The following is a 6,018-nucleotide window of genomic DNA, read 5'->3' as shown; positions in this document are numbered from 1 at the left end:
CACCGACACCGTGGACGGCGCCACTTCAAGCAGTTCTTCCAGGCATGCCGGCTCAAACTTGCTCAGGGGGAAACGGAAGTCGGCGAACTCCTGGGTGTCGGCCATGCGCCCGACCCGGTCGACGCTTTTTACCAGGCGATACTTTTCGATCACCGTGGCGCGGTCGACGTTTTTCGACGGCGAGAAGCGGTCCTTGATGATTTTGAATACGGTGTTGAAGCCCGGCAGCGTAAACACGCTCATGACCATCCCGCGCACGCCGGGGGCCATGATGAACTGGTCGTCGGTGTTGGCCAGGTGATTGATCAGCGCCCGGTAGAACTCGGACTTGCCATGCTTGTAGAAGCCGATCGAGGTGTACAGCTCGGCGATGTGTTTGCCTGGCAGGATGCGTTTGAGAAAGCCGATGAACTCCGCCGGTACCGGCACATCGACCATGAAGTACGAACGGGTGAAGGAGAAGATGATCGACACCTCCGCCTCGTCGGTGATCAGTGCATCGATCTGGATGCCCCGCCCTTCGCGGTGCAGCAGCGGAATCACCAGTGGCCATTGATCGTCCTGGGTGAAGATGCGCCCCACCAGATAGGCACCTTTGTTGCGGTAAAGCACCGAGGAAAACAGCTCGACACTCAGCTCCGGGTCCTTGCAGACCCAGTCCGGCAGGTTCTCGCGCAATTGCGCTTCGAGGCGGCGCAGGTCGCCGGGCAAATCGGCGTAGTCCTCGCTGAAGCGATAGTCGGTAAAAATACTCGCGAGCATGCCGGACAACTGGCCATGGGGCTTGTAGGTGCGGGTTTGCGCCGCCCGGGCGCGGCGCAGGCTTGGCCGCGTGGTGTGGATGAACATGCAGCCGTCGCTGATCAGGTCGTGGCTGAACAACCCACAGAAAATCGAGTTGTACCAGGTCTCGGACAGTTCATCGTCGAAGCGCAGGTCGATCAGGCTGATATAGGCGCTTTTGACCAACGGCCAGCTGCTGACGTCCATCAGCACATCGGCGGCGAACGACTGATGCAGGCGCCCAACCGTTTCGCCGACTTTCTCTTCGTAGAGGTTGATCCGCGCCGCCGACGCGACTTGTGTCGCCTGCCACTGGGCTTGCTCGAAGCGGCCTCGGGCACCGTCGGTGATCTGACGGAAATGCTCGCGGTAATCGTCAAAGCCATCGAGGATCATTCGGGCGATGTCGGCGGCTGGCCATTGCTGCGGCATGGTGAAACCTCTGCGGCTGTTCTTATCGTTGGAGCTTGAGCTTAGTGGCCCCGTGTGACGCAACGCAACCATTGCCTTGTACCCCGACTGGCGCGACACTTGCGCGCCAATCAAGGAAGGAAAGTGCTGTGAACCCCGTCGATATCCTGCGTTTGTTGTCACTTGCCGCCATTTGGGGGGCGAGCTTTCTGTTCATGCGCATTATCGCCCCAGTGATTGGCACAATCCCCACTGCCTTTTTCCGTGTATCGATTGCCGCTGTCGGGCTGCTGGTGATCGTCGGGCTGCTGCGTATCAGCTGGGATTTCAAAGGCAAACTCAAGACGGTGATGCTGCTCGGAGTGATCAACTCCGGGGTTCCGGCGACGCTCTATTCCGTGGCCGCGCAAGTGCTGCCGGCCGGCTATTCGGCGATTTTCAACGCCACCACGCCCTTGATGGGCGTGTTGATCGGCGGATTGTTCTTCAGTGAAAAACTCACCGGAGCGAAGGTCTGCGGGGTGTTTCTCGGACTGTTTGGCGTCGGCATCCTCACCCGTGCAGGTCCGGTGGCGTTCGATATGCAACTGCTGATGGGCGCACTGGCGTGCCTGATGGCTACCACCTGTTATGGCTTTGCCGGCTTCCTCGCCCGCCGCTGGCTCGACCAGGCCGGCGGCCTCGACAGTCGCCTGTCGGCCCTGGGCAGCATGCTCGGCGCCACCTTGTTTTTGCTGCCGCTGTTCGGCTACAGCGTGATCAGCCAGCCACCGGCGAGCTGGGGCGGCTGGAGTGTCTGGTTGTCGTTGCTGGGATTGGGCTTGGGCTGCACCGCGTTTGCCTACATCGTTTACTTCCGTTTGCTCAGCTCGATCGGCCCGGTGAAGTCGATGACCGTGACCTTCATGATTCCACCGTTCGGGGTGTTGTGGGGCGCGCTGTTGCTGGATGAGCCGCTGTCGATGGCGCACCTCTATGGCGGAGTGTTGATTGCGGCGGCGTTGTGGCTGGTGTTGAAGCCGGCAGTGGTGAAGCCGGTTGAGGTGGTTGCCCGATAAAACGCCGTCTTGCTCCAGGCATAAGCCTGGTTGATCCCGCCAACGCGCTCATCGTCAAGGTTCTGCGGCGCAGTAGCACGCCCCAGCCAGCCGCTGATCCAGCGGTTGATGCGGGTCATCAGGCGGTTGCTCAAGGGGCGTTCGATGTCGCAGAACAGGATGACGCGGGTTTGCTCGGTTTCGTTCTTGACCCAGTGCACGTAGGTTTCATCGAACATCACGTCTTCGCCATCACGCCAGGCGTAGACCTGACCGTCGACGAAGATGCGGCAATCATCGGAGTTCGGCGTCGACAACCCCAGGTGATAACGCAGGGAACCGGCGAACGGGTCGCGGTGCGGGTTGAGGTGGCTACCGCCCGGCAACAGCGCAAACATCGCGCCTTTCACATTGGGGATGCGGCTGACCAGCTCGACGGTTTTCGGGCAGAGCAATTCAGCCGATGGCAGCGGTTTGTCGTACCACTTGAGGTAGAAACGCTTCCAGCCCTTCTTGAAGAACGAACCGAAACCGGCGTCGTTGTTCTTTTCGGCGGCGCGAATGTAGCCCTCGTCGAACAGGTGCATGGCTTCGTCGCGGATAACTTCCCAGTTGTCCCTGAGCACGTCGAGCTCCGGGAACTTGCTGCGGTCCAGATAGGGCTTGGACGGCACACCGGAGAACAGGTACATCAAGGCGTTATAGGGCGCGAACAGGGCCGAGTGATTGACGAACTGACGCAGGACCGGCAAACGCGCCTTGCCACGCAAATGCACATAGAGCGTGCTGCCGAGGAACAGCAGCAACACCGACGCCTTCGCGACAAAGGAAAAGCTCATCTACGACTCCTTGAGAATAGGAAACTCCGCACAACGCCTTTTACCCGACGTGGCAGTCGGCCATGATAAACACTACCGGCCTCGGGAAAAACCCGTATTACTCAACATTCAGTGTTAAGGATTGTGCAATAAAGCACTTCTTAACATAGGGTTCCTGAACGGGGGCTGACCTGAATCAACCCCCTGATCGGCTTCAAAACAGCCATAAAATCTTATTGCTGATTTTCCTGTTCGGTAAACAAGTCACTGAACAGCATGCTCGACAGGTAGCGTTCGCCAGAGTCGGGCAGGATCACCACGATGGTCTTGCCCTGCATTTCCGGGGTTTCGGCCAGGCGTACAGCCACCGCCATGGCGGCGCCGCAAGAGATGCCACTCAAAATCCCTTCTTCTTGCATCAGGCGCAGGGCCATCGCCTTGGATTCGTCGTCGCTGACCAATTCCACTCGGTCGACCATCGACAGGTCCAGGTTCTTGGGCACAAAACCAGCGCCGATGCCCTGGATCTTGTGGGGGCTCGGTTTGATCTCTTCCCCAGCGATCRCCTGGGTGATCACCGGGGACACCATTGGCTCCACCGCCACCGAGAGAATCGGTTTGCCCTGGGTATTCTTGATATACCGCGAAACCCCGGTAATGGTTCCACCCGTTCCGACGCCCGCCACCAGCACGTCGACCGCACCGTCGGTGTCGTTCCAGATTTCCGGGCCGGTGGTTTTTTCGTGGATGGCCGGGTTGGCCGGGTTTTCGAACTGCCCCGGCATGAAGTAGGTGGACGGATCACTGGCGAGGATTTCGGCAGCTTTCTCGATCGCGCCTTTCATGCCCTTGGCCGGCTCCGTCAACACCAGTTCGGCGCCAAGGGCCTTGAGCACCTTGCGTCGTTCGATGCTCATGGACGCAGGCATGGTCAACATCAACCGATAACCACGGGCGGCGGCAACGAATGCCAGGCCGATACCGGTATTGCCCGAGGTCGGTTCGATGATGGTCATGCCGGGCTTGAGTTTACCGCTGCTTTCAGCATCCCAGATCATGTTCGCGCCGATTCGGCACTTGACCGAATATCCAGGGTTGCGCCCTTCGATCTTGGCCAGAATGGTGACACCGCGCGGGGCGATACGGTTGATCTGCACCAGCGGCGTATTGCCGATGGAATGGGCGTTGTCAGCATAGATACGGCTCATGGCTGGGTCCTTATACCGCGTTGAATTAGCCCTCCAAGGTATGCCTGTTGCTCGTGGTCGTCCAGTCAGTCGAACGTCCGGCTGCCATAGCAGTCAACCGCTTTACACCGCCAGAGATTTGCCGCCATGAAGCGTCGATACAGTTGGCCCCTGTTGACCCTCGCCGGCCTCCTCATGTTGCTGGTTGCCGTGCATATCGCCCTGCCCTACATCGTGCGTGACTACCTGAACGAGCGATTGGCCAACATGGGCGACTATCGCGGGCAGGTTACCGACGTGGACCTGGCCCTGTGGCGTGGCGCCTACAAAATCAACGGGTTGAAAATCGTCAAGGTCGAAGGCAAGGTCCCGGTGCCATTCGTCAACGCGCCATTGATCGACCTCTCCGTCAGCTGGCACTCACTTTGGTACGACCACACCGTGGTGGCCAAGGCGCAGTTCGACAAACCCGAGGTGAACTTCGTYGATGGCGGCGCCAACAAGAAAAACTCCCAGACCGGTCAGGGCACCGACTGGCGGGCACAGTTGGAAAAATTGCTGCCGATTACCCTGAACGAAGTGCGGATCAACGATGGCCGGGTCACCTTTCACAACTTCAATTCAAAACCACCCGTGAACCTGAGCGCTACTCAGGTCAATGCCAACATTTACAACCTGACCAACGTAGTCGACACCAAAGGCAAACGCGATGCCCGTTTCGATGGCAAGGCGCTGTTACCGGGGAATGCACCGCTGGAAACAACGGCAACCTTCGATCCGCTGAGCAATTTCGAAGACTTCGAGTTCCGCCTGCGCGCCAGGGACCTTGAACTCAAACGCCTGAACGACTTCGCGTCGGCCTACGGCAAGTTCGACTTCAATGCCGGCCATGGCGACCTGGTCATCGAGGCCAAAGCCAATAAGGGTCAACTCACCGGCTACATCAAGCCACTGTTGCGGGACGTCGAAGTGTTCAATTGGCAACAGGACGTGGAGAACAAAGACAAAGGGATTTTCCGCTCCATTTGGGAAGCGCTCGTCGGCGGCACCCAGAATGTATTGAAGAACCAGGCGAAAAACCAATTCGCCACTCGCGTCGAACTCAAGGGCAACGTGCATCAGCGGAATATCAGCGCGTTCGAGGCGTTTTTGCAGATTTTACGCAACGGTTTCATCCAGGCGTTCAATGCCCAGTACGAACGACCCAAACCGGATGCGGGATGAGTCACGAAGTGACGCCCCATTCAGAGACTGAATAACCCGTCTGCGTTCACAGTCGACCGGGCTGCGCGTTATAGTCGAGCCTGACCATTTATTGCGCCCCGCCCTGCCTCGCTCAGGTCGGCGTTACCGTTCGAGGATTAGCAGATGAAGTTCGAAGGCACCCAGGCCTACGTCGCCACCGATGACCTGAAGCTGGCGGTCAACGCCGCTATCACCCTGGAGCGGCCACTGCTGGTCAAGGGTGAGCCAGGCACCGGCAAGACCATGCTCGCAGAGCAACTGGCCGAGTCCTTCGGCGCCAAGTTGATTACCTGGCACATCAAGTCCACCACCAAGGCGCATCAAGGCCTGTACGAATACGACGCGGTCAGCCGCCTGCGGGATTCGCAACTGGGCGTGGACAAGGTCCACGACGTTCGCAACTACCTGAAAAAGGGCAAGCTCTGGGAGGCGTTCGAGTCCGAAGAGCGGGTGATTCTGCTGATCGACGAAATCGACAAGGCCGACATCGAGTTCCCCAACGACTTGCTGCAAGAACTCGACAGGATGGAGTTCTAC

5 protein-coding genes and 1 pseudogene are annotated in these 6,018 nt (G+C 58.8%); 3 read left to right on the top strand and 3 right to left on the bottom strand.

Annotation, left to right across the window (positions count from 1 at the left end):
- The coding region (aceK, locus tag AC1DLB_RS24425; protein WP_477785784.1) for a bifunctional isocitrate dehydrogenase kinase/phosphatase at positions 1-1,215 on the bottom strand (1,215 nt) is incomplete at its 3' end.
- A 128-nt stretch (positions 1,216-1,343) separates the two neighbouring features.
- Here aceK and AC1DLB_RS24420 point away from each other — a divergent pair.
- Positions 1,344-2,252 carry a DMT family transporter gene (locus AC1DLB_RS24420; protein ID WP_018926741.1) on the top strand — a complete coding sequence of 303 codons (909 nt, stop codon included), beginning with the start codon at positions 1,344-1,346 and terminating at the stop codon, positions 2,250-2,252.
- 17 nt (positions 2,253-2,269) lie between these two features.
- On the opposite strand, the pseudogene AC1DLB_RS24415 reads toward AC1DLB_RS24420, so the two are convergent.
- Positions 2,270-3,070, bottom strand: a pseudogene (locus AC1DLB_RS24415) (aspartyl/asparaginyl beta-hydroxylase domain-containing protein); the annotation flags it as partial.
- Positions 3,071-3,282: 212 nt separating this feature from the next.
- Entirely contained in the window at positions 3,283-4,257 is a 975-nt protein-coding gene (gene cysK / locus AC1DLB_RS24410) for a cysteine synthase A (RefSeq protein ID WP_477785783.1), read from the bottom strand.
- A 126-nt stretch (positions 4,258-4,383) separates the two neighbouring features.
- Between cysK and AC1DLB_RS24405 the strand changes: the two genes are divergently transcribed.
- Complete coding sequence (locus AC1DLB_RS24405; RefSeq protein ID WP_477743399.1) at positions 4,384-5,460, top strand: DUF748 domain-containing protein; 1,077 nt, start codon at positions 4,384-4,386, stop codon at positions 5,458-5,460.
- Positions 5,461-5,604: 144 nt separating this feature from the next.
- Positions 5,605-6,018: AAA family ATPase (locus tag AC1DLB_RS24400; protein WP_477785782.1), on the top strand; the 414-nt coding region annotated here is incomplete at its 3' end.

It is taken from the genome of Pseudomonas sp. 05N434 (genome assembly GCF_056396965.1).
Note: the sequence above shows the minus strand (reverse complement) of the source record. Positions and strands in the feature narration are given on the sequence as shown.